Raw genomic sequence first — 21,261 nt, 5'->3', positions numbered from 1 at the left:
CCTGTCTCCGTTAATGATGGTTCTTGATGTTTCGCTGCGCGTCATCGACGGGGCGATCCTCGTCCCTGTCGCGTGCAGCGTCGGTTGCGCCGGCCGCTCGATGCGGCGTTGCGCTGGAACTTGCGAGCGATCCTGCTGTTGAAGCACGATCGTCGTGCCTGTCGCGCGCTTGTAACGCGCCGCCGATGGTCAGGCCGGTCGCCGACCGGCCCTGGGTGTTCGTCACGCCGGCGTTCGTGGACAGCGCCCCGCTCGCGTGCAGCCGGCAGCGCCAATCATCCGAAGCAATGCGTTTCACCCTCCGTGCTTCTTCAATCATTTGTATTTCTAATTGTTCGCGCAACGCAGTGAAGAAACCTGCGAGCGCCTGTTCCTGGTTCGTTCGACTCGTGGCCCGACGCATGCGGCGTAGTAACGATGATGGTAGTCATCGCGCCCGGCATCGCTCAAGTCGTGACTCGCGAATCCGCGATTCACGATGCACGAATCGTCGCGATGCGGTGCCGTCGCGACGCGTTCGTATTCCGGAACTCGTGCGCTCACGAATCGTCACTTGAGGCGCTCATCGCGCGCTTCTAGTATATCCGCATGGCCCGCATCCGGGCCGGACGGCTGCGCGACAGAATGACACCGGGAGACAATCTTGAAAGACAACGCAGGAGCCGGACCGCTTGCCGGTCTGAAAATCATCGAACTCGGCGGAATCGGGCCGGGCCCGTTCTGCGCGATGCTGCTGGCGGACATGGGCGCCGACGTGCTGCGCCTCGACCGCATCGTGCCGTCGGACAGCGGCGTGCACATGGATCACCGCTTCAATCTGCTCAACCGCGGCCGCCGCTCGGTGGCCATCGACCTGAAGCGGCCGCAGGCCGTCGCGCTGGTCAAGCGGCTCACCGCATCCGCCGACGCGGCGCTCGAAGGCTTTCGCCCCGGCGTGGCCGAGCGGCTCGGCCTGGGCCCCGACGACCTGCTGGCGCACAATCCGCGCCTGGTCTACGGGCGCATGACCGGCTGGGGCCAGGACGGCCCGCTTGCGCAGGCGCCCGGACACGACATGAACTACATCTCGCTGAGCGGTGCGTTGCACACGATCGGCGAACGCGACGGGCCACCCGTGCCGCCGCTCAACCTGGTCGGCGATTTCGGCGGCGGCGCGATGTATCTCGCGTTCGGCATGGTCTGCGCGATGCTGGAAGCCGCGCGCTCCGGCGCCGGACAGGTGGTCGATGCGTCGATGGTCGACGGCTCCGCGCACCTGATGACGCTGATCTACGGCATGTACGCGGCGGGCGCATGGAGCGACCGGCGCGGCGACAACCGGCTCGATTCGGGCACACCGTGGTACAGCGTCTACCGCACGCGTGACGATCGCTACGTATCGCTCGCGTCCAACGAGCCGCGCTTCTATCGCGAAACGCTCGTGCTGCTGGGGCTCTCCGACACGCCGCTCCCCGATCAGCACGACCGCCACGGCTGGCCCGTGCTGCGCGAGCATTTCACTCGGGTGTTCGCCACGAAGACGCGCGACGAATGGTGCGCGCTCGCGGCCGGCACCGACGTCTGCCTCGCCCCCGTGCTGTCGCTCGCCGAAGCGCCGCATCACCCGCACAACGTCGCCCGCGGCACGTTCGTCGAAATCGACGGCATCGTGCAGCCGGGGCCGGCGCCCCGTTTCAGCCGGACGAAGCCGACGCTGCGCGGCGGTGCGCCCGCGCCCGGCGCCCATACGGCGGATGCGCTGTGCGACTGGGGCATCGACGCTCGCGAAGTCGATGCGCTGCGCGCCGAGGGGGTCCTGCAATGAATGCAACCGACAACATGACGGCGAACACCGTCGACCGGCCGCTGGACGGCGTGCGGGTACTCGCGGTCGAGAATTTCATCGCGGGCCCTTACGCGTCGATGTGGCTCGCCGATGCCGGTGCGGAAGTGGTCAAGGTCGAATCGCGCGAAGGCGGAGATTTTTCCCGCAGCACGAGCCCCGTCAAGACCGACGCGAACGGGGTCGCGCACGGCCTGTCGTTTCTGCGCTCGAACCGCAACAAGAAGAGCGTCACGCTCGACCTGAAGCATCCCGAAGGCAAGCGGATCTTCATCGAGCTGGCGCGCGAAGCCGATATCGTCGTGGAAAACCTGCGCCCCGGCGTCATGGATCGGCTCGGCATCGGCTACGACGTCTTGCGCGAACACAATCCGCGCCTGATCTACGTCGCGATCTCCGGGTTCGGCCACACGGACGTGAAGCCCAGTCCGTATACGGATTACCCGGCGTTCGACATCGTCGGGCAGGCGATGAGCGGGCTGATGTACCGGCCCGATCGCACCGGCGATCGTCCGACCTATCTCGGCTTTTCGCTGGCCGACCTGCAAGGCGGCATCCTGGCGATGCAGGGCGCGCTGCTTGCACTCTATCAGCGCCAGCGCACCGGCCGCGGCAAGAAGGTCGACATCTCGCTCTACGACGCGTCGCTGATCCAGAACGAGATCTCGGTCGCGATGTATTCCGCGCTGCGCCAGCCGACGCCGCCGGGCGTGCATGCGGTCACCGCGCCGTTCGGCACGTACCGCGCAAACGACGGTTATATCGTCATTGCCGTGCTCGGCGAGCATATCTGGCGACGGTTCTGCGACGTGATCGGCCGACCGGAATTGCCCGACGATCCGCGCTTTGTCGACGGCATCTCCCGCCGTGCCAATGGCGACGCGCTCAACCGCCACATCGATGCATGGCTGGCCGAACGGACCCGCACGGACGCCGTCCGGATGTTGCGTGACGGCGGCGTGCCGGCGTCGGTGGTGAACGATGTCGCCGACCTGTTCGACTGCCCGCACGTGGCTGCCCGCGAGATGCTGATGACGCTCGACGACCCGGTCTGGGGGCCGATCCAGGTCGCCGGCAACCCGATCAAGATGTCGGACGTGCCGGAGCCCGAAGCCGGCCTGCCGCCGCAGCTGGGCCAGCACACGCAGGCCGTGCTCGAGGCGTGGCTGCAGATGGACGGCGACGAAGTCGCAGCGCTGCGCTCGCGGCAAGTCATCTGAAACCCGGAAGCATCAAGGGCATCGCGCATGGGTTGGCGCGATGCCCTTCGTGGAACGTGCGTTCGATGGTTTGCGTCAGAGGGCGGTAAAGCCGCCGTCGACCACGAGTTCGGCGCCGGTCACGTAGGACGATTCATCACTGGCCAGGAACAGCACCACGTTCGCGACTTCCTCGGGCCGCCCCGCGCGCGCCAGCGGAATCTTCGAGTGGATGACCTGGATGACCTCCGGATCGTCGAACAAATATTCGCTCTGCGGCGTGCGGATCACGCCCGGATGAACCGAGTTCACGCGAATCCCGCGGCCGGCCAAGTCGATCGCTGCACACCTGGAAAGCAGCCGGTTCGCGCCCTTCGATGCGCCATAGCCTGGGTGGAGCCCCGGAAAGGCGACCATGCCGGCGATCGACGACATGTTGACGATCGATCCGCCGCCGGTGCGCTCCATCACCGGAATGACCGTCTTGATCCCCAGGAACTGGCCGTTGAGATTCAGCTCGATCAGCTTGTTCAGGCTTTCGAGCGTCGCCTGCTCCCATGTAACCGGCGTGCCGGGCAGCCCGGCGTTGTTGACGAGCACGTCGACTCGCCCCCACGCCGCGAGCGCCTTGTCGACGGCGGCCTGCCATTGCGCCGCGTCGGTGACGTCGAGGCCGCAGTGTTCGGCGCTCAGCCCCTGTTCGCGAATCCCGGCGGCCACCTGCGCCGCGCCGTCGGCGCGGATGTCCGTGACCAGCACGTTGGCGCCCTCGCGCGCGAGCAATCCGGCCCCGGCCGCGCCCATGCCGCTCGCGGCCCCCGTGATGATGATCGTCTTGCCTTTCATGCGATTCATGTGACACTCCTGTTCGATGGGTTCGATTGTCGACTTCAGTTTATTTTCGGAGTACTGACGCTATTCAACTTCACTGCGCCCCGGCATACGCACCGCGCTAGGCGCTGCCTTCGCCAACGGCGCCCAGCTCGCCGGCGCGATCCGGCGCCGCGCGGCCCCTGACGCGGTCGGACAACCGGTCGTTGACCAGCGCGACGGCGAGCGCGCCGATCACCGCGGGAATCGCCATCGCATAGAAGTTGAAACGCAGCGGAAGCGCGAGCCCCACGATCACCCCGATGAGGATCGGGCCGAACATTGCGCCGAGGCGCCCGATACCCGCGGCCCAGCCTACCCCCGTCGAGCGCACGTTGGTCGGGTAGAACTGGCCCGCGTAGGCGTAGACCACGATCTGCGTGCCGATCGTGCAGGCGCCGGCGACGGTCACGACCGCATAGAGCAACGCGGTGGGCGCGTTGTAGCCGAGCAGCGCGATCGAGACGGCCGCGACCAGGTACATGCCGATCAGCACGCGCTGGATATTGAAGCGATCGGCCAGCCAGCCGCCGCCGATCGCGCCGACCACTGCACCGAGATTCATCGCCATCACGAACGTCAGCGCCGAGCCGAGGCTGTAGCCGGCGGACGCCATCAGCTTGGTCAGCCACGAACTCAGCCCGTAGACCATGAACAGATTGGTGATGCAGGTCACCCAGAACATCAGCGTGCTGAACACGCGCCCTTCGCTGAAGAGCGCGCCAAGCAGCCTCGTCGGGCCGGCCGCCGCCTTCGGCATCGCGAAGCGGTCGCCCGGCTGCAGAGCCTGGCCGGGCATCAGCCGTTGCGCGATCCTGCGCACGTCCGCGTCACGGCCCTTGAGCACCAGGAACGACAGCGATTCCGGCAGCGTGCGCCAGATCACCGGAACCAGCACGATCGGCACGGCCGCCGCGTAATAGATCGACCGCCACCCGTAGTTTTCCATCAGGGTCTTGCCAAGCAACGCCGCCAGCACGCCGCCGCCCGAGTAGCCCGCGAACATCAGCGAAACGAGCATGCTGCGCATGCGCCGCGGCGAATACTCCGTCATCTGCGCGGCGCACGTGGGTGCGATGCCGCCGAGGCCGAGTCCCGCCAGGAACCGCAGCGCACAAAACGCGACGGCGCTCGAGACCGCGCCGGCCGCGGCGCTGAACACGCTGAAAAGCAGTACGCACAGCACGATCGCCGGGCGTCGCCCGATACGGTCGGCGACGCTGCCCAGCAGGATGCTGCCGACCATCATGCCGAACAGGCTCGAACTGGCGATCACGCCGGCCGTGACGGGCGAAATGTGCATCGCCTTCATGATCAGCGGCAGCGAAATGCCGACGATCGCGAGGTCGTACCCGTCGAGAATCATGATCAGGATGCACCAGCAAAGAACGACGGCATGGAATCGACCGAATCGGGCTTCGTCGATCACCGCCTGCAAATCGAATTGACGCATGGTTCCTATGTCTCCGTGTCTGGAAGGTCGCAGTGCCTGTCCTTTTTTCATTCAGCATGGCTCGTGTACCGGGCCGCCGGCGGCCGCCGCGCATTCGCACGGCGTGCGTTGCATCGGTGGCGCCATCAATGCTATGAGGCACGCGCTGCATCTTCAAATCACGAATTGCGAGACGGCCGTTCGCCGTTCACGAACGTCGGGCGCGGCGGACGATGCGGTGTCTGGAACCGGTCAGGATGACGGAGGACGCGGTGCCGCCCGCGATGTAGCGCCAGAGGTTGGCGGCCACGCGGTCGAGCACCGGGAACGTGGAGCGGGAGTCGGGGAAACGGGGCGCGGCGCGCTGCGGCCGCGCCCGGCCCGTCGATCAATCGGCCAGCGTGCCGGACGACGGCGCGGCCTTCGGCTGCCCGGTAAGCTGGTCGATCAGCGCGCGCGTGGCCGAAGTCGTGGCCTTGCCTTTTCGGGTGCCGACCCGCAGCACCCGCACGGCCCACGGCTCCTGGATGTGCAGGACCGCACACCGTTCGTGGCTGTCCATCGGGACCATGCATTCCGGGAGCACCGTCACGCCGAGGCCCGCCTGTACGAGACTCAGTGCGACGTCGGCGCCCGACACGGTGAACCTGGCGCGAATCGTCTCCCCGAGCGCATGCGCGGCTTCGTTGACCTTGAACATCAGCGTCGTATTGACCGGTTGCGCGATGAAGGGCTCGCGAACGAGATCGAGGGTTTTCACCGTGCGTTGTTCCGCGAGCGGATGATTGCGCGGCACGACGGCGACGAAGCTGTCGGTACGATAAGGCAGCGTTTCCAGCGGCGAGTCGTCCACGTCGGCGCTCACCACGTACACGCACAGATCGACGTCGCCCGTCATCACGGCTCGCACGAGGTTCGTGTTCGGTTCCTGCTTCAGCTCGAGTTCGACCTGCGGAAAATTGCGTGCGAACTCGCCGAATTCGCGCCCCAGATACTGGACGACGCTGGCGCCCGTCGACGCAACGCTGACGTGTCCGCGCACGCCTGCCGAAAATTCGCCGAGCTCGCGCCGCATGTCCTCGAAGTTTTCGAACATCTGCCGCAGGTAGCGTGCGAGCACTTCACCTGCCGCATTCGGAACGACCCCGTTCGGGATGCGTTCGAGCAATTGCACGCCGGCAATGTCCTCCAGGTCCTGGACGCGCTTGGTCGCGGCGGAAGGCGCGATGTTCTCCCGCGTCGCGGCACGCCGGATCTGGCGTTCCTCCACGACCGTAAGAAACAGGCGCAACGTAAAGAGGTCGACCCGGCGGGTCAAACCGTGCACGCTCAACGCACTCATGATGTCTCCTTCCGTCCGGTCGCCCGATCGTACGCTCGCGGCAGCGATCGACTGGCGGCGACACGGCACTGTGCTCGCCCCACGATGGCGCGGGTTGACCCGCTGCTCATCGGGGAGGCACGTTTTTATGGGAATCCTGTCCGGGAAACGAACAGTTGAAGCCGTCTTTCCTGTTCACCGGTTGCATGGCCGATGCATCGGATCGGCAACGTGGCTAGCGGCGCCTTTCCTCTGATGTCAGATGCACACGGTAGCATCAACGCACACGGCCTGCTCGCGAATCGCGCGTGCGCCGTCGGTCGGGCGAGATCGCGCGCATCGCGCCGGCGTTCGTCACTGGAGCGGCAATGCGGGCGTGGACATCGACCATTGGCTCCGAAACTTGATGACCAGCTCGTTGCGCTGATTGTAGACACGACATTCGAACTCGATCACGGCGCCTTCGTGACCCGCATCGCACCGGTCCACGGTCTCGCTTTCTGCCCAGATCGTATCGCCGACGAAAACGGGCCGGACGAATCGGACGTCCGTGCAGCCCAGTCCGATGGAACGAATCGTCTGATTCAGTTCGTACGCGTGCGCACCGCTGGCCACGCACAATACGAACGTGCTGTTTGCCACCCGTGCGTGGTACGGGGACGATCCGCCATGCTCGACGTCCAGATACAACGGCTCCGCGTTATGCGTCAGCGTGCTGAATAGCAGGTTGCAGGCCTCGGTGAGCGTATGCTGAATCGGGTGCCGGTAAGTCGCACCGATCACGAATCGGTCAAGGTAGCCGCCGGACATGGCTTCCGTCATGATGCCCTCCTCCTCTCCCTCTCTCTTTCGTCCCGAACTCGACGTCCTCGCAATACACCGGATGCGTCACCAAGGGTAAATGCCCGGCACACGTGCGCCAAGTCGCGTTCGGCGCACGGGCGATTCGCGAACGGCGATTGCGTGCGGGCGACGGCATGTCGTTGTGGAGGTTTACCCGACAACCGGGGATGACACTGGATGGCGGCGGACGGACCGGAAGGTGATCGATCGGACGGACACGTGCATCCCGGCGAACGGCTTGACACGTGGCAAGGCGAAGCGCTGCGCGATCATCGGGACAGACGGCGGGTGTGATGAAATCCGGATACCAAAAAATCGGCCGCCTGCAACCGCAGGCGGCCGATCAACTTCTGCCCGTCGTTCGCCCGGGCGTCGCGTGGCTTCGATCGGCTCGCACTGCTCCGAAGCGAAGGGTCCGCCACGCGATCTCCGGGCGTTCAACGCACTCACACGGGCGCCATCAGTTCACCCCGACCGCACTCCACGCGCGAGCGACCGCCGTGCTTTCGGCCGAATTCGCGCCGTACAGGTCGTTCGCCGCCTGGATCGATGCACGACGTGCGTTCGGGTAGCTGGAGTTGGCGTTCAGATACACGGTCAGCGTCCGGTACCAGATCTTGCCGGCCTTCTCGCGGCCCACGCCGCTGAAGGTCGTGTCGCCGTTGCAGACCAGCTGCGCCTTCGTCAGGCCGGTATCGGTCGACGGCACCGTCGGGCCTTCCGCGAGCAGGTAGAACAGGCGGTTGCCGACGCCCGACGTGAAATGCGGGTCGTGGCGCGGATTCGACCACGAGAATCCGCCGGACGGGTAACAGCTGAACGACCGGCCGTCGAGATCCTGCTTGTACATCTTGCGCAGGCCGCCGCTCACCACACGCGCACCGATCACGTAGTTGCCGGGATCGTTCGGGTTGTTGGCGTAGTACTTCACGAGCGTGCCGAAAATATCGGACGTCGACTCGTTCAGGCCACCCGCGTCGCCCGAATAGTTCAGGTTGGCCGTGGCCTCGGTCACGCCGTGACTCATCTCGTGTCCGGCGACGTCGACCGAAACGACCGGTTTCGGCAGGCTGGTGCCGGGCTGGCCGTCACCGTACACCATCACGTGCGAATTCAGCCATGCCGCATTCGCGCCGGTCGTGCCGCTGCCGGTGTTGAACACGACGTGTGCATAGCTCTTCACGCCGCGGCCGTCGTTGAAGATGCCGTTGCGGTTGTGCGCGGTCTTGTAGTAGTCCCAAGTGAGCGCGAGACCATAGTCGATGTCGGCGGCGACAGTCTGCCGGTCGGTGGTCGTATTGTTGCCCCACACGTTCGTGCTGCTCGTGAAGATCGGCAGGTCGGTCGCCTGTTCGACGTCGTCCGAGGTCAGGCCGCGGCCGTCGTACACCGAGCCGGAGCCGCGGCTCGGATCGAGCATCCGGTACGCGTTCGTGCCCGTCTGGTCCGTGGTGAGCGTCAGGTTGCCGTAGTACAGCGAGCGGCCGGTGCCGGTCGCGGCGGCGGTCTTGATCAGGTCCTGCGCGTCGAGCACGGCGCCGTTACGCGCATCGACGTAGTACAGCACGGCATCGCCATGCGCATCGGTCGCCTTGCCGTAGACGCGCACCGCGTAGGCCAGCGTCGGTGCGACATCGCGTGCGAACACGACGAGTTCCGCGTCATCGACGCGGCGCACGTCCGAGTTGAAACGCGCGGCTGCAATGCGCTTGACCCGGGCAGCACCGACGTCGGGTGCATTGCGTACCACCGAGCGGTCGCCGACCTTGCCGATGTTACCGGCGAGATTGATCGGTGCGAGCTGGGTCACGCTCGCCTGCTTCAACTGCCCCTTGCTCGAATGGACGACAACGTCGCCACCGATCACGGGCAGGCCTGCGTAGAAGCGGTCGAAGCGCACGTGCTCCGTGCCGTCGGGGTCGACGATCACGTCGCGTACCTGGAACTGATCGCCGTCCGCCGGCGCACTCGCCTGCGGCCCTGCGAACTTCAACGTGCGTGCCGCGCCGCCAGTTGCAAGGCTGAAGGCAGACGGGTTCTGCTGGATCAGTTGCAGTGCCTTGTCGACCGTAGCCGACTGGTCGCCGGCCTGGGCAAAAGCACTGAGACTCGCGACGGTAATCGCGGAGATGGACAGCAGACGAGACAGTTTCTTCATGTAATCCCCCGGCTTATAAGTGGGTGATGTTCGAGGAATGCATCAAGTACAGACTTTGATGTAAGACATGTCACGAACCGCAGAGGGATGCTAGAAGGTCATTTTTATAATTACAAGATATTTTCTGACAGTTTAATTTTTGCTGTCATCGACGTTAATCGAGTCATGGTTTGGTGATAAATATGAAATGATCTCGTCGGCCGCGATGACGGGATCGGCAACGTTGCATCGGCGGAATGGGCCGGCGAGCCCGGTGCTGCCTGGGCGAGGCAGCGCGTGGCGTGGGTTGCGCAGGACGGGTGACGTGACGCCGGGGTAAATCGGCAGATACTACTTGCCTTATTAAATATTTATTTTGATTGTTGCCATTCCCGGTGCGCCAATGCATCTTTAATGCCTCGTCGGCTCTCGCTTTTGATGGCGATACCTCTGAATTCGTAGTGAAAGCCTGTCACGCGACACGCGAGATAATGCTTTCTACGAATCGTTCGCTCGAGCGGAGCGGCGCAGCGCGGCGCGACCGGTCGCATGTCGCGCCACGTTTCTTCTGGTACTGGAATGCCCGCGCTCAGTCATTGGTTGCGCACGCTGCTGCTTCCTGGCGAGACGCATGCGGCCGACGAACCATCCGGTGACGTCCGCTGCCTAGCCGGCCCTCACCTTGAACCGCACCACCAGCCACGTGAGCGCCCCCAGCACGAATACGGCGAGCGTCCACGTGCCGCCATGGTGCTGCAGCACCGCCGCCGTCGCCGCGATGCCCGCCAGTCCTTGCTGTAGAAAGCCGCACAAGGCCATCGCATGCGCGCCATGCTCGTGCGCATCGCTGACGGCAGTCGCCATGCTGTTCGGAAACAGCACCGCCTGGCCGAAAATCGCGAGGCAATACAGCACGATGAAGATCCACAGGCCAGTGAAATCGGTCAGCAGGCCGCCCAGCCACGACGCCAGCATCAACGTGGTTGCGAGCGCAACCAGCGCGGCGCCGGCATGCATCAACCGCACGCCGCCGAGCCGCTTCACGAGGCGATTGACCAGCATCGCGCCGCTGAAATAGGCGACGCCGAGCAACAGGCCGATACTGCCGAAGCTCGTCACGGCCAGCTTGAAATGCGCCTGGAACACGAACGGACTCACTTCCTGCAAGGTCACGGTCGTCGCGAACCCCAACCCGCCCGCGCAAGCCGGCCAAAGGAAACCCGGGCGCCGCAGCAGGGCCCGGTATGTGCCGGCCGTGCCTGACGTGACCGCGGTGCGGCTTCCCGCCTTCAACGGCAACGCATACGACAGACCGATCGCCAGCGCGGCGATGACGGCCATCAGCACGAAACCCGCTTGCCAATGACTGTATCGGCCGATCAGCCCGCCGACGAACTGGCCGCCGCCCAGCGCCGTGATGAAGGCGATCGACAACACGGAGAGCCGTCGCGCCAGCTCGTCGCCGCGCCAGTTGTCGCGGACGATGATTCTGGCAATGATCGCCGCGCCGCCACCTCCGACGCCCTGGAGGGCGCGCAACACGAGCAGCGCCGGTGCGACCGTGCAGATGGCGAGCAGCAGGCTGCTGGCGACGAACAGCAGCAGCGAAATCAGCAACGGGCCACGCCTGCCCCAGCGTTCCGCGGCAGCGCCCCAGAACGGTACCGGCAGCGCCGCGCCGATCACGTACGCGGAGATGGAGAACTCGGCGCCGCCTTGCGTCATCGTCAATTCGCGCATGACGACAGGCAGTGACGGCAGGTACACCGTCGTCGCCATTTGCGCCATGAAGACGAGCAGGCACGCGAGCGTCATCAGCGGCGTAGTCGACGCGGCAGGTTCGCACGGCGCGCCGGCGGCAAGAACGGGTTTGTCGCTCATGCGCTGGCTCGATCCGATTGAGACGCGTGCCCGGCCTTTGTCCAGCCGTACCTCCATCGCGGGATTCCGTCGCAAGCGCCGCCCGCGTACATGCTCCCTCGCACCCCGAGTTCGGTCGCCATCGTTTCTCTCTTTCGATCTTGTTGACGTACGTGATGGCCGTGCGCTGCGCGACCCTCGCGCGAGATTGTACAAAACGCGCGACATGCCTGCACGACGCGCCACGCCTGTCGTTACCATCGTATCGGGTACCACCGGACGTGCATGACGACCGGTGCGCCGGCGGCCTCGAACCGATCGAAGATGCCGCATCGTTTCGGGGCATGAGGCACAATACGCGGCTTCAAAATTCAACCGCGGTCAAACACATGCGCGTCGTCGTCGTTGGAACCAGCGGAGCGGGGAAATCCACTTTTTCCAGCGCACTGGCGGCTGCAGCCGGCTGCCCATATATCGAGCTGGATCGACTCTACTGGGGCCCCGACTGGACAGCCGTGCCGCCGGAACAATTCGAGAACGCCGTGCTGGCCGCGACCGCCGGCGACCGATGGGTCGCCGACGGCAACTACAGCGCCGTACGCGACGTGCTCTGGTCGAGAGCCACGCACGTGATCTGGCTCAACTTCGGGCGACGGACGGTATTCTCCCGGGTGCTCTGGCGCACGTTGAGCCGCGGGCTCCTGCGCACCGAGCTGTCGCACGGCAACCGGGAGTCGCTGCGGATGGCATTCTCCCGGGAGTCGGTGCTGCTGTGGTCATACACCACGTTCGCCAGGAATCGCATCAAGTTCGCCGCGCTGCGCGACGACCCGAAATTCGCGCATCTGCACTGGACGGAAATCACCCGGCCGTCGCATACCCGCGCGGTCATCGACCGACTGACCCGCGCCGGCGGTTGAGCCCGGGCCAACAGGACCTCACTTCACGGCCGCATTGCCGCCGTCGGCGAACAGGGCCGAGCCGGTAACGAAACTCGCCATCGGGCTCGCCAGGAACAGCGCCGCGGAGGCGATCTCGTCGGGGCGCGCGATACGCTTCATCGCGTGGAGCCCGGCCGCCCATTCCTTCTGGTCACGGTCTCCGCCCATCGCGGTATCCACGCCGCCCGGCAACAGTGCGTTTGCCCGAATCCCGCGTGCCGCATAGTCCGCGGTGATGCCTTTCACCAATCCCGTCAAGCCGGCCTTGGACGCGCCATATGCGGCCATGCCGGGAAGCCCGACACTGGTTCCGACGAAGCTGGACGTGAAGACGATCGAACCGCCTCCGCGTTCGAGCATCACGGGAATCTGGTTGCTGGCGCCCAGGAAGGCCGCCGTCAGGTTGGTCGACAGCGTCTGCTGCCACTCGTCGAGCGAGATGTCGGCAAGCGGTTTGAGCGGCCCGACCGTCCCCGCGTTGTTGATCGCGATGTCGAGACCGCCGAACTCGCGCAGGGCCGTCCCGACGAGCCGTCGATGCGTATCGACGTGACCGACGTCGCCGGCGCATGCGCGCGCCTGCCCGCCCTGACGACGGATCTCGCCGGCAACCTGATTCAGCGCGGCTTCGCTTCGCGCGCCCAATACGACGGACGCGCCGTGCGCCGCGAACATCAACGCGATCGCACGGCCGATGCCGGTCGAGGCGCCGGTGACGATGGCGACTTTTCCTTCGAGCAAGGTCATTGTTTTTACATCCCGTGAGTGACGTTCATCACGGCAATGTAGGGGGTCGTACGCAGGCAGACACTCCGTTTCTTGCTTTTGAAGTCCTGCGCAACGGCAAGCCGCGCGTCGGGTTGCGGGTGGTGCGGATCAGTCATGTCGCGCTCTGCAACGATCTACGCACGACGGAAATCACCCAACCTTCGCGTATCCGCGCGGTCATCGCCAGGCTGACCCGCTCCGGCGGTTGAGCGCGGCCCGACGCGTACCTGCGTCAGTCCTCGAAGGTGCCTTGATATTCCGGCGCGGCATCCGCGCGCGTGTTCAGTTCGAACATCACGCCGCCCGGTGCGCGGCAGAAGAAACGCGAACCGCGCCCGTTGTTGAAGACGTCCGTCACCATCTCGACGCCCTCTTCCCTGAAGCGCTCGAACAACGTGCGAACGTCGTCGAAGCTCGGCAGTTCGAACCCGACGTGGAAATTCGTCGGCCATGCCGGCGTGTCATCGCCGACGTGATCGATCACCACGTCGAAGCCCGGACGCTTGAGGATCCAGGATTGGTCCCAGCTTCCCGCGATCGTGAAGCCCAGGTGCCGCTCGAAGAATCGGGCCGTCGCCAGCGTGTCGGCCGAGGGGAAGCTCAGGTGGTTGAGCTTCATGGTTTGCGTAATGGCAGTCATTGCGAGTCTCTGTCATGCGTTGATCGGCGGCGGCCCCATGCCGTTCCGCCCGACGCATTCAGAATACGAGCCGACGCTCACGTTCGACTACTCGCATTGGACGCACGTCCGGACCGCGCGCGAACCCGCATGAAACCGGGGGCCGCGGCACAGTTGGGATCGCCGCGGATCGCGCTACTCGCATTCGGCCCGGATCGGCCGGAACACCGTCATTTCCGGCACCCGCCCACATCCACCTTCGTGATGATGTCGGCATGATTCGTCTTGATGGTGATCATGCACACGTAGTCGAGCACGGTTTCGTGGTCGTAATAGCCGGTGGCCCGATAGTCGTCCTGATACACGGGAATGTCCGCGTGGCCGTCTCCCGCTCGAGTCACGCCGACCATATGATTGCCGACGTACTGGCTGCCGGTCTGGACGAACGACAGGTTCGGGCTCACGTGGACCCGCGAGTTGTCCCAGAAGTAGTTCCCGGTATAACTTGCCGACTCCGGCGACTGCGATAGCGGCGGATGATTGATGAACGGAGGGCCGAACGCCTTGAACGCCACCGAGATCGGCTGCCCCACCATGGCCTTGGCCGCCTTCTGAACCGGGCCGGGATACATCGTCGCGCACACCGGGCTGGAATCCAGGGCGGAACAGACATGCGCGCAACCCGCAATGAACGGAATCGCCGCACACGCCCACACCATCGACATGCGGTTTCTCGAGACGGGCTTCGTCATTCGATCCTCTTCGTGGACAAGTGAAACCATCGTTGAATGCGGCATGCTGCATGCCGTCTTACGTCTTTGCCGCTTCGTAGACCTTCGTCTTCGGATTGAACCGGTATTCGACGACATCCGCCGCGCCGTAGGTTTTCTTCTGACCGGCGTGGTCGATGCCCGTCCCCTTCATTGCCACACGAACGCGCGGCCAATCGCGACGATCGGTCGACACGAAGGTCAGGGTCGACGAGCCGGTCACGCACGGGACGTGATTGCCGGTGCCGTCGGCATCGCACGCCGCGCCGTTGTCATTGCCGCGAGACACATTGCCGGCATAGGTCCAGTCGGTATCGTCAGGATTGCTTGACGCATTGGTGCGCTGATAGACGAACAGGCTGAACGACTTGATCCGGGTGCCGGAGGCCAGATACCAGGTCGGGACCGCCAGCACGATCTGCCCGTCCGGCGTTGTCGTGCTCACGGCCGGCTCCTTGTCGTCGATCGTGTCGGCCTTCTCATAGCCGCCGAACTCGCCGATCGAGCGTTCCGACTCGACCATGTTCCAGCCGGCCACGCCGCCATCCGTGGTCCATTCGAAGGTGGCTTCGGTGAGGGTCACCCTCGCGTCGGGCGCCGGGGCGGCCGTTTTCTCCTGCTCGGCGTACTTGTTCGGCGTGTCGTACGCAAAGCCGGTGAAGTAGTGGTTGCCGTTCAGGTCGAACGCGTGGCCGTACCAGTAAGAGGCCTGGCTTCCATTGGCGATCTCCATCGTGTCCTCGCCATGCGCGTCCCGCTGGTAAATGCCCTCGAGCACCCGGCCGGGCCTCGGCGGCACGGGTGCCGGGATCTTCTCGCTCCCCGCGCTCTGCGCGGCGACGGCGGGTGTCGCCGAAGCCGCCGCCGGCTGCGCATTCGATGCGGTATCGGCGAGCCCCGATCGATCGCCGCATGCCGCGACCAGAAGTGAAGCGACGGACAGCCACGCAAACTTCCCGATCATGTGTTGTGACTCCTGTGTGCGGTTCCGTGACGCGTCGTCATGTGACCCGATGCGACTTCACGGGATGCACCGACGGGTATCGCCGTGCGATACCGATTGCCCGGGCGATCGATTCAGGCGCCGGGGCTGGTTGAACGAATGGAGCGGCGTGACCGGGCGCTCAGCGGCACCGGGCGTCGTAAACAGCCGGAAAAGCGGACGGCGTGACGGCATGCGCCGCGTAGGCAGGCAGCCGAATTTGACGCGGCAACGCAAAGCGCTGCGCGGGAAGCATCTTGTTGACGGGTTTCATCGTTTTCGTTTGTCGTTGTCGGCGCCAATACGGGCTTGGAAGACGTGCTCGGACACGCTCAACGCGGGTTGCGTTGCGCCAGTCGACGATTATCACCACTATCGGCGAATAAATCATCCATCGACGGCGTTGACGAGCGTCGCTTCCCGCCTTGGCGGTAACGCTTGAAATGCGCGGGCACCTGGCACCGGCCACACACTTGCTTTCATATAAATTACACAATCCACCGGGTCGCGAGCCACACTGACCGATTTGCCGTGGCCGGAGGCCAGAATCGGTGGCGGCGTCCGGCCGGCTCTGTTGTTCCCGTGTTTGCCGCGTGAGACTCGGGCGCAGGGCAAGCGGCATGTACTGCCGGACAGGCTCGGCGCAGCGACGTCGAACTTCGTGGCGAATCAAACATCGATGGCCCGGGGTAGACAAAGCCACCCCGGGCCACGGATTTCCCGCCGGTGCCGGACATCACAACCCCTGCCCGGCCCTCACGATCAATCGATGCTGCGCGGACGACGTCAGAACTGGTAACCCGCGCCCACCACCGCGCCGAAGTCCGAACGCGTGTTGCCCGTCACCGACGCCTTGACGACCCAGCGGTTGCTTTCCGTCACGTACGAGTACCCGGCGGCGAAACCCTGCTGGCCGTGATAGTTCGACGTCGCCGCCGAGACCATCGAGCGGCCCGCGCCCGTCGGTTGCGGCAGGCCGGCCACGGCCATTGCCGATGCCACGCCGCCGTACATGTCCTTCTTCAGGTCGTTGAACGAGTTGTACACCTGGCCGATGCGCTGGTCGGTGTAGCCCTTCGCCTGATTCGACGCGGCCGACAGGTTGTCGTTCAGCTGCTGCACGTTCACCGCATCGGTCGGCGCCGTGCCGGCCGCGACGTTCGTGACCTGGCGTTCGCTGCCCTTCGCGCCCACCGAGAACGAATTGTCGCGATCGGCGACCGAGCCCTGGCCGACCGCCACCGCGTTCTTGCCGGTTGCGGTTGCCGTCGAGCCGATCGAACCTGCATCGGCACGCGTGATCCACGTGGTGTTCGCATCGGTCGCCGCCGCGCGGATCTGGTCGTTGGCCGCCGCGTTCTTCAGCGCATTGTTGAACTGGCCCATGTTGACCGCGTCGTTGTTGTTCACCCCCGCCGCCACACCGGTCAGCACGCGGTCGCCCGCCGTGCCGGAGAAGTTCACGCTGGTGCCGCCGGTGTCCTTCCCGACCGTGACCGCGCCGTTCGGATCCTGCTGCTGCACGAGGCCGGCCTTGCCGTTCGCGATGTTGGTCACGTTCCCCTGCAGGTTCGTGATGTCGGTCGTGTTCTTCGCGACCTGCTGGTTCGTCGCGTAGAGCTGCGAGCCGTTCACCGCGTCCGTGCTGGTCGCGCTGAGCGTGCCTGCCTGCACGTTGGTGATGCGCGTGCCGCCGGCGCCGCCGAGCGTGATGGAACTCTTCGAGCTGTCGTCGTACTGCACCGCGAGCGCGCCGAGCTGGTTGAGGCTCGACTGGACGCCCTTCAGCTGCTTCACGTTCACCGCGTCCGTATCGTCGGTGCCCGCGGCGACGTTCTTCAGCACGACCGCCGCATTCGTGTCGCCGCCGATCAGCGATACCGAATTCAGCCGGTTGCCGTTCGTGTCGACGTCGTACTTGACGACGTTCTTCACGGCCTCGCCCGCCTGGTTGGACACCTGCGTGATCTGCTGTTCGAGCGACGACTTCACGCCCGACAACTGGCCGCCGTTCACCGCGTCCGTGCTGCCCGCCGCGATGTTGCCGTCGGCCACGTTCGTCAGCTTCGTCGGTGCACCGCCGCGCGCCGCGTTGTAGGCGCCGGCCTTCGGGTCGAACTGCAGCGCGTCCTGCTGCAACCCGGCGATCGCGGCCGTGTTGCCGGCAATGTTCGTTTCGGCATTGCCGATGCGCGTTTCGTGATTCTCGAGCGTCGTCGTGTTGCTGCCGACGCGACCGTCGAGGTTCGTGAGCGCATCGCCGACGTTGTTGAACGAACCGCCGCCGACTTTATAGGCCGGCGCCGTGATCGAGCCGTCCGGATTCGCCGTTGCACCGCCACCCAGCGCGGCTGCCGTGCCATCGGTCGCGCGGCGCAGTTGCGCGCCGTTCACCGCGTCCGTGCTGCCGGCCGCAACGTTGCCTTCCGCGACGTTGGTCAGGCGCACCGGGCTCCCGCCGTTGCCCGCGCCGAGCGAAACCTGCTTCTTGCTCGCATCGTCGTACTTCACCGCGAGCGCATCGAGCTGGCTCGTGCCGTCCTGAATCGCCGCGTTCAACTGGTCGACGTTGACCGCGTCCGTGCCGTTCTTGCCGGTCGCGACATTGCCGATGCGTTGCGGACCGTTGCCGCCGTGGCTCGCGTCGTAGGTGCCGAGGGTCGCGTTCCACTGGAGCGCGTCCTGCTTGAGCGCGGCGATGTTGCCCGTATTCGTCGTGACCTGGTTGCCGAGCGTCGTCACGCTGTTGCCGACATTCGTAATCGACTGGTTCAGCGTGTCGGTGGCCTTGCCGAGCTGGCCGACGTTCACGGCGTCGCCCGTGGCGACACCGTCCGCGACGTTGTGCAGCGCGACCGGCGACTGCGCACCCTTGCCGCCGAGCGTCACGCCGCTGTGCGCGTCATCGTCGTACTGCACGGCGTTCTTCGTCGCATTGCCGATCTGGTTGTTGATCGACGTGCTCAGGCTGCCGAGCGTCGTGTTGATGTTGTTCGTCACGCTGGTGCTGAGCGACGACAGGCCGCCGTTCAGTTGCCCGACGTTCACGGCATCCGTGTTTGCGACACCGGCGGCAACGTTGTGCAGCGTCGTGCCGTTCGTGCCGGCAAACGTCACCGAGTCGAACCCGCTCTGGCCGTCGTACTTCACGTTGCGTGCGTCGGCCGCCTGCAGGTTGCTGATGTTCGTGGTTGCCGTGCTCAGCGACGTATTGATGCCGGTGACGTTGCCCTGCAGGTTCGTGATGTTCGATGCTGCCGTCGAGATGGACGATTGCAGCGGTGCGACAGTGTTCGTCAACTGACCGACGTTGACCGCGTCGGTGTTGGCGACGCCGGCCGCGACGTTGCCGATGCGTTGCGGGCCGTTGCCGCCGTGGCTCGCGTCGTACGCACCGAGGTTCGTGTTCCACAGGAGCGCATCCTGCTGAAGCGCGGCGATGTTGCCCGTATTCGTCGTGACCTGGTTGCCGAGCGTCGTCACGCTGTTGCCGACATTCGTAATCGACTGGTTCAGCGTGTCGGTAGCCTTGCCGAGCTGGCCGACGTTCACGGCGTCGCCCGTGGCAACACCGTCCGCGACGTTGTGCAGCGCGACCGGCGACTGCGAACCCTTGCCGCCGAGCGTGACGCCGCTGTGGGCGTCATCGTCGTACTGCACGGCGTTCTTCGTCGCGTCGCCGATCTGGTTGGTGATCGACGTGCTCAGGCTGCCGAGCGTCGTGCTGATGTTGTTCGTCACGCTCGTGCTGAGCGACGACAGGCCGCCATTCAGTTGCCCGACGTTCACCGCGTCGGTATTCGCGACCCCGGCTGCGACGTTGTGCAGCGTCGTGCCGTTCGTGCCGGCGAACGTCACCGAGTCGAATCCGCTCTGGCCGTCGTACTTCACGTTGCGTGCGTCGGCCGCCTGCAGGTTGCTGATGTTCGTGGTTGCGGTGCTGAGCGACGTGTTGATGCCGGTGACGCTGGTCTGCAGGTTCGTGATGTTCGACGCCGCCGTCGAAATGGACGTCTGCAGCGGTGCGACGGTGCCCTTCAACTGACCGACGTTGACCGCATCGGTGTCGGCGACACCGGCCGCGACGCCGTTGATCGTCGTGCCGTTGCTGCCGTCGAGTGCGATCGCCGCGTGCGAATCGTCGGTGTATTTCACGACGTTCTTCGTTGCGGTCACGATGCTGGTGCTGAGGCTGTTGCCCACGTTGGTCACGCGCTGGTCGACGTTCGAGATCGTGGTCGACAGCGAATTGCCGACGGACGTCACACGCGCGTCGACCGTGGCGATGCTGGTGCTGAGCGTGCCGTTCACGTTCTTCAACTGCTGGACGTTGACGGCATCCGTATCGGCCGCGCCTGCCGCGACGTTCTTGAGCTGGCGCTCCTTGCCGATTGCACCGAACGACACCGCACCGCCAACCGGCGCGGCCGTGCCGCCGAACACCGGCGTGCCGCCATTGTTCGCACCGACGCTGCCCGAACCGATCGCCACCTGGTTGTTGTCGTTCGTCTGCGCGCCCGCGCCGATCGCCACGGATTGCGTGCCGCCGGCGCGCGTCTGGGTGGCCGCGTCATACGACGCGCCGGCCGACACGCCGTCGCTGGTCGTCGGGTTGGCGCCGCCGATCGCAACCGAGCGATCGCCGCTTGCCAGCGCCGAGTGGCCGAGTGCGATCGAGCTCGTGCCGCGTGCGTCCGCGACGTTGCCGACTGCCATCGAGAAGTCGCCGACCGCGGCCGACTGGCGGCCGATGGCGAGCGCCGTATTGCCTTGCGCGACGGCCACCGTGCCGATCGCCGTCGCCGAGTTCGCCAGCGCCTGCGCGCCGACGCCGACAGCAATCGAACCGCCGCTGCTGGTGCCGCCCTTGCTGGCCGCATTCGACTGGTCGCCGATCGCGATGCCGCTGGTACCGGCCCGGGCATTCGTTCCCATCGTGACGTTGGTCGTGCTCACCGCGGCGTAGCCCCCGCTCTTGGTCGACACGCACAGCGGGTTCGTGCCGTCGATGCACTGACCGCTCAGCGCGTTGTCCGGGTTGCCGCGGTCGACGAAATTGTCCGCGTGCGCGGCGCCCGAGATCAGGACACCTGCACCCGTGAACATGGCGGCGGCAAGCGCCGAAATCTGCTTCCTCTTCATGGCCTTCTGCTCCGTTTTTTTGCGTTTGGTTTGAATACGGACTACTTAATTTTGTTGAAGACTTCAGCTGCGGTTACGATTGCGACTTCAGTGCGGAACCCGATTCCCATGCGCGGCCCGGGCGTGTCGAAGGCGACACGCGTCGTCCGCCCGTAGCGATGGGACGTTCGAAAGCCCGGGCACGCCGCTCGTGTGACGGCCCGTTCCGTTAATTCAGGCAATGCGTTAGGAATGCATATCGTTTTATATGGGCGAATTCGCCCAACGACTGAATCCGGAGATTCAACCCGCCGTTATGGACACCCCTGATTTGATGTCGCGCCGACCGCGACCAACCCCGCTTCTTTTATTTCATCCACGGCAACCGGATTTTCGCTTGCGCGTGACGGACATGCGTTCGGAGTCACATCAATTGATGCCCTCGGACCCGAATCGCACAACGTCCGTCCCAACCCGCCGTGCCTTGTGTTGCTCGGTGCAACCCTGCGCTCAAAGTTCGGACGAATTATGGGACACGACCGAAAATTATTGAAGGTGACATTCTTTATAGATTGT

General features: G+C 65.1%; 17 protein-coding genes. 4 read left to right on the top strand and 13 right to left on the bottom strand.

Annotated elements, in window-relative coordinates; translation table 11 throughout:
* Window positions 1-10: 10 nt before the first annotated feature.
* On the bottom strand, window positions 11-319 hold the full coding sequence (locus G3N99_RS00540) for a hypothetical protein (RefSeq protein ID WP_206121328.1): 309 nt from the start codon (window positions 317-319) through the stop codon (window positions 11-13).
* A 324-nt stretch (window positions 320-643) separates the two neighbouring features.
* On the opposite strand from G3N99_RS00540, the gene G3N99_RS00535 reads away from it, so the two are divergent.
* Together G3N99_RS00535 and G3N99_RS00530 are read left to right on the top strand one after the other, a co-directional pair.
* Window positions 644-1,804, top strand: a complete 1,161-nt coding sequence (locus tag G3N99_RS00535; RefSeq protein ID WP_206121327.1) for a CaiB/BaiF CoA-transferase family protein — start codon at window positions 644-646, stop codon at window positions 1,802-1,804.
* Window positions 1,801-3,042 carry a CoA transferase gene (locus G3N99_RS00530; RefSeq protein ID WP_206121326.1) on the top strand — a complete coding sequence of 414 codons (1,242 nt, stop codon included), beginning with the start codon at window positions 1,801-1,803 and terminating at the stop codon, window positions 3,040-3,042. The genes G3N99_RS00535 and G3N99_RS00530 overlap by 4 nt, the downstream gene beginning before the upstream one ends.
* A 75-nt stretch (window positions 3,043-3,117) precedes the next feature.
* On the opposite strand, the gene G3N99_RS00525 is transcribed toward G3N99_RS00530, so the two are convergent.
* The 6 genes from G3N99_RS00525 to G3N99_RS00500 form a co-directional block, all read right to left on the bottom strand.
* Window positions 3,118-3,876, bottom strand: coding sequence for a glucose 1-dehydrogenase (locus tag G3N99_RS00525; RefSeq protein WP_206121325.1), 759 nt, complete (start codon window positions 3,874-3,876; stop codon window positions 3,118-3,120).
* Between the two features lie 97 nt (window positions 3,877-3,973).
* Window positions 3,974-5,344, bottom strand: a complete 1,371-nt coding sequence (locus G3N99_RS00520; RefSeq protein WP_206121324.1) for an MFS transporter — start codon at window positions 5,342-5,344, stop codon at window positions 3,974-3,976.
* 367 nt (window positions 5,345-5,711) lie between these two features.
* Window positions 5,712-6,665 carry a LysR family transcriptional regulator gene (locus G3N99_RS00515; protein WP_174940455.1) on the bottom strand — a complete coding sequence of 318 codons (954 nt, stop codon included), beginning with the start codon at window positions 6,663-6,665 and terminating at the stop codon, window positions 5,712-5,714.
* Window positions 6,666-6,998: 333 nt separating this feature from the next.
* Window positions 6,999-7,466 (bottom strand): MaoC family dehydratase, encoded by a 468-nt coding sequence (locus G3N99_RS00510; protein ID WP_050781542.1) that lies wholly within the window; start codon window positions 7,464-7,466, stop codon window positions 6,999-7,001.
* A 481-nt stretch (window positions 7,467-7,947) separates the two neighbouring features.
* A complete protein-coding gene (locus G3N99_RS00505; protein ID WP_174933019.1) occupies window positions 7,948-9,645 on the bottom strand; it encodes a M4 family metallopeptidase in 1,698 nt (565 codons plus the stop codon).
* 645 nt (window positions 9,646-10,290) lie between these two features.
* Window positions 10,291-11,745, bottom strand: a complete 1,455-nt coding sequence (locus tag G3N99_RS00500) for an MFS transporter (protein WP_241011352.1) — start codon at window positions 11,743-11,745, stop codon at window positions 10,291-10,293.
* Window positions 11,746-11,873: 128 nt separating this feature from the next.
* On the opposite strand from G3N99_RS00500, the gene G3N99_RS00495 reads away from it, so the two are divergent.
* Window positions 11,874-12,404 carry a toxin gene (locus tag G3N99_RS00495; protein WP_206121323.1) on the top strand — a complete coding sequence of 177 codons (531 nt, stop codon included), beginning with the start codon at window positions 11,874-11,876 and terminating at the stop codon, window positions 12,402-12,404.
* Between the two features lie 18 nt (window positions 12,405-12,422).
* Here G3N99_RS00495 and G3N99_RS00490 read toward each other — a convergent pair whose 3' ends face one another.
* Window positions 12,423-13,172, bottom strand: a complete 750-nt coding sequence (locus tag G3N99_RS00490) for an SDR family oxidoreductase (protein ID WP_206121322.1) — start codon at window positions 13,170-13,172, stop codon at window positions 12,423-12,425.
* On the opposite strand from G3N99_RS00490, the gene G3N99_RS00485 reads away from it, so the two are divergent.
* Window positions 13,172-13,402 carry a hypothetical protein gene (locus G3N99_RS00485; protein ID WP_206121321.1) on the top strand — a complete coding sequence of 77 codons (231 nt, stop codon included), beginning with the start codon at window positions 13,172-13,174 and terminating at the stop codon, window positions 13,400-13,402. The two genes, G3N99_RS00490 and G3N99_RS00485, sit on opposite strands and share 1 nt — an antisense overlap.
* A gap of 23 nt (window positions 13,403-13,425) precedes the next feature.
* Here G3N99_RS00485 and G3N99_RS00480 read toward each other — a convergent pair whose 3' ends face one another.
* The 5 genes from G3N99_RS00480 to G3N99_RS00465 all read right to left on the bottom strand — a co-directional run bounded on the left by G3N99_RS00480 (window position 13,426) and on the right by G3N99_RS00465 (window position 20,670).
* Window positions 13,426-13,833: a VOC family protein gene (locus G3N99_RS00480; protein WP_206121320.1), complete on the bottom strand. Its 408-nt coding sequence runs from the start codon at window positions 13,831-13,833 to the stop codon at window positions 13,426-13,428.
* A gap of 209 nt (window positions 13,834-14,042) precedes the next feature.
* Window positions 14,043-14,537 (bottom strand): hypothetical protein, encoded by a 495-nt coding sequence (locus G3N99_RS00475; RefSeq protein WP_206121319.1) that lies wholly within the window; start codon window positions 14,535-14,537, stop codon window positions 14,043-14,045.
* An 85-nt stretch (window positions 14,538-14,622) separates the two neighbouring features.
* Window positions 14,623-15,546, bottom strand: a complete 924-nt coding sequence (locus tag G3N99_RS00470; protein ID WP_206121318.1) for a hypothetical protein — start codon at window positions 15,544-15,546, stop codon at window positions 14,623-14,625.
* A 160-nt stretch (window positions 15,547-15,706) separates the two neighbouring features.
* Window positions 15,707-15,838 carry a hypothetical protein gene (locus tag G3N99_RS42330; protein WP_277396304.1) on the bottom strand — a complete coding sequence of 44 codons (132 nt, stop codon included), beginning with the start codon at window positions 15,836-15,838 and terminating at the stop codon, window positions 15,707-15,709.
* A 512-nt stretch (window positions 15,839-16,350) separates the two neighbouring features.
* Window positions 16,351-20,670, bottom strand: coding sequence for a YadA-like family protein (locus G3N99_RS00465; RefSeq protein WP_241011385.1), 4,320 nt, complete (start codon window positions 20,668-20,670; stop codon window positions 16,351-16,353).
* Window positions 20,671-21,261: the final 591 nt, after the last annotated feature.

The sequence above is a fragment of the Burkholderia sp. Ac-20392 genome (assembly GCF_017104585.1).
GTDB lineage: Bacteria > Pseudomonadota > Gammaproteobacteria > Burkholderiales > Burkholderiaceae > Burkholderia > Burkholderia lata.
This window is presented reverse-complemented; position numbering and strand designations above follow the sequence as displayed.

What these genes read in the sequence shown, in the direction of transcription:
- G3N99_RS00540 (WP_206121328.1), bottom strand. Translation starts at nt 319, where the DNA reads ATGATTGAAGAAGCACGGAGGGTGAAACGCATTGCTTCGGATGATTGG.
- G3N99_RS00530 (WP_206121326.1), top strand. Translation starts at nt 1,801, where the DNA reads ATGAATGCAACCGACAACATGACGGCGAACACCGTCGACCGGCCGCTG.
- G3N99_RS00525 (WP_206121325.1), bottom strand. Translation starts at nt 3,876, where the DNA reads ATGAATCGCATGAAAGGCAAGACGATCATCATCACGGGGGCCGCGAGC.
- G3N99_RS00520 (WP_206121324.1), bottom strand. Translation starts at nt 5,344, where the DNA reads ATGCGTCAATTCGATTTGCAGGCGGTGATCGACGAAGCCCGATTCGGT.
- G3N99_RS00515 (WP_174940455.1), bottom strand. Translation starts at nt 6,665, where the DNA reads ATGAGTGCGTTGAGCGTGCACGGTTTGACCCGCCGGGTCGACCTCTTT.
- G3N99_RS00510 (WP_050781542.1), bottom strand. Translation starts at nt 7,466, where the DNA reads ATGACGGAAGCCATGTCCGGCGGCTACCTTGACCGATTCGTGATCGGT.
- G3N99_RS00505 (WP_174933019.1), bottom strand. Translation starts at nt 9,645, where the DNA reads ATGAAGAAACTGTCTCGTCTGCTGTCCATCTCCGCGATTACCGTCGCG.
- G3N99_RS00500 (WP_241011352.1), bottom strand. Translation starts at nt 11,745, where the DNA reads ATGGTAACGACAGGCGTGGCGCGTCGTGCAGGCATGTCGCGCGTTTTG.
- G3N99_RS00495 (WP_206121323.1), top strand. Translation starts at nt 11,874, where the DNA reads ATGCGCGTCGTCGTCGTTGGAACCAGCGGAGCGGGGAAATCCACTTTT.
- G3N99_RS00490 (WP_206121322.1), bottom strand. Translation starts at nt 13,172, where the DNA reads ATGACCTTGCTCGAAGGAAAAGTCGCCATCGTCACCGGCGCCTCGACC.
- G3N99_RS00480 (WP_206121320.1), bottom strand. Translation starts at nt 13,833, where the DNA reads ATGACTGCCATTACGCAAACCATGAAGCTCAACCACCTGAGCTTCCCC.
- G3N99_RS00475 (WP_206121319.1), bottom strand. Translation starts at nt 14,537, where the DNA reads ATGTCGATGGTGTGGGCGTGTGCGGCGATTCCGTTCATTGCGGGTTGC.
- G3N99_RS00470 (WP_206121318.1), bottom strand. Translation starts at nt 15,546, where the DNA reads ATGATCGGGAAGTTTGCGTGGCTGTCCGTCGCTTCACTTCTGGTCGCG.
- G3N99_RS42330 (WP_277396304.1), bottom strand. Translation starts at nt 15,838, where the DNA reads ATGAAACCCGTCAACAAGATGCTTCCCGCGCAGCGCTTTGCGTTGCCG.
- G3N99_RS00465 (WP_241011385.1), bottom strand. Translation starts at nt 20,670, where the DNA reads ATGTTCACGGGTGCAGGTGTCCTGATCTCGGGCGCCGCGCACGCGGAC.